The organism is Paenibacillus sp. 01T422 (assembly GCF_056398785.1).
On sequence record NZ_JBFTQB010001069.1, the window covers coordinates 1 to 1,917 of the forward strand.

Below are 1,917 nucleotides of genomic sequence, written 5' to 3' on the forward strand. Positions count from 1 at the left end.
TTTGCATTTAGGTTACTTCACATCTGGTATCTTATTTAGTTGCTTATTAGCTATTCCAGCTATCGGTTTTTGGTTGTTTGGCCTGAAAGAAATTATCGCTTTCTGGTTTGCCTACATCCTGACACGTCCAGTAGGAGCCTCATTCTCAGATTGGTTATCGGCCACACATGCTAATGGCGGTATGGGTTATGGAAGTGGTCCAGTTAGCCTAGTATTAACGACCTTTATACTTATTTTCGTCGTTTTCCGTGGAGGTACTGCTGCCAAAGGAACGGGAGAGAATAAAGATTTTGTAGAAGCCGTTTAATCGATATAAAAGTAAAAGATGACATTGAGATCCTTCAAAGTCATCTTTTTGGCTTTAGCCAAATCTAAACCAGAACCACCGGTTTGCCGGCTTATGAGAAGATCGTTCAGCTTTCAGCGGATGGATGAATAAATTTAAGAGAAACTTAATAATTAGTTCACACGGTAGAAATGATTAATTATAATGATTACTGACAAAAGTATAGGTAAGGTGAATGGACTTACATTTTATCATCGATTTAATGAAATAGGCACATCCATTCTTTAATAAGGTATTAACATTGGTTTATTGGGGAAGCTTCCATGCTGCAAGATTCGGCATCAACTACTACGGTTGGAGCTATTACCTAACACAATATCAAATCACTATATGCCAGTTCGTGCAGGGTTAAATCGGTTAGAGCACAAGCAGCTTTTAATTTAGTTAACTAGATTCTAACTTATTTATCTAATGAGGCAATTTCTACACAAATGAGATCTAGGATGGAACACTGTCACCATAAAAATGTTGCTGAACGCATTGTAAAAGATGTTATTGGCAGTATTCTATGAAAATAATGAAATATGAATAGGATGAACTCATTTGAAAAGTCAGCAAAAACTAATTAGCATCATTGGTTTGCTCCTCATCTCTGCGGTCATTGGATATTATTTGTATCTCTTGCATTCGGGAGAAGCCCAAATACTTATCAATCAGATTCGTGATTATGGAATGATGGGTGTTCTTATTGGAATAATCGTACAGTCAATTGTTAATATAATTCCAGTACCCGGTGAATTTATTTCAATTATTCTCATGGAAATTTACGGACCGGTTTGGGGTGGCTTTTTTTCATGGATAGGCGGGTTAGGCGGAGCGGTAGGAGCTTTATATTTGACCAGATGGGTGGCAAAACCCTTCTTCGGCAAATTGGCAGAACCGTTTCTAAATAGAGTAGAAAAATTCACCAAGAAACATCAATCATTTGGATTATTATTTATTCGTTTCGTACCATTAGTACCTTACCATTTTGTGAATTACGCCTTAGGTTTCTTACAGGTTCACATTTGGACCTTTATTTGGACAACTGGTTTAGGTATACTTCCATATACGATAGCGGTAAGCGGCATCTATGCAGGTGTTCGTAGAGGTTCATTGATGTGGGGAGCCTTTGGGATTGTTTTGTTTTTGCTATTGTTGGGTGTAAGCTGGTTGTTGAAAACTAGGAAACGAAAAGTAGAAGCGAATTGATAAGTTCATTTATGAAAGATACAGACACTAATAACGTCAAGAAAAGATATGTGAAAGATGTACAATACACTGCACAATTTGGAGGCCACTGATGAACTAGCCCCTTTAGTTTAAATCGGGAGTGCAAACTCATTGCTTGATGTATGTAGCTCCATGTGTAATTTGTCATTATCCCAAAGGGGCGGTGAATGTAGTGAATATCCTACTTGCAGAAGATGATCTAAAGCTTGGAAAGCTGGTGAAATATGTCCTTGAAAAAAAAGGTGGGTACCAAGTAGATTGGGTAGAAAATGGTGAAGATGCTTTGGTTTATGCAGAAGGATCCATGTATGATGTTCTAATTGTTGATTGGATGATGCCTAGAATGGACGGCATTGCTG

2 protein-coding genes and 1 pseudogene are annotated in these 1,917 nt (G+C 37.8%); all 3 read left to right on the forward strand.

Annotation, left to right across the window (positions count from 1 at the left end; all coding sequences use genetic code 11):
- Positions 1–307 (forward strand): annotated as a pseudogene (locus AC1DUA_RS35580) (hypothetical protein); the annotation flags it as partial.
- A 582-nt stretch (positions 308–889) separates the two neighbouring features.
- Positions 890–1,537, forward strand: a complete 648-nt coding sequence (locus AC1DUA_RS35585) for a TVP38/TMEM64 family protein (protein WP_477504226.1) — start codon at positions 890–892, stop codon at positions 1,535–1,537.
- Positions 1,538–1,730: 193 nt separating this feature from the next.
- Positions 1,731–1,917: response regulator transcription factor (locus tag AC1DUA_RS35590; RefSeq protein ID WP_477504227.1), on the forward strand; the 187-nt coding region annotated here is incomplete at its 3' end.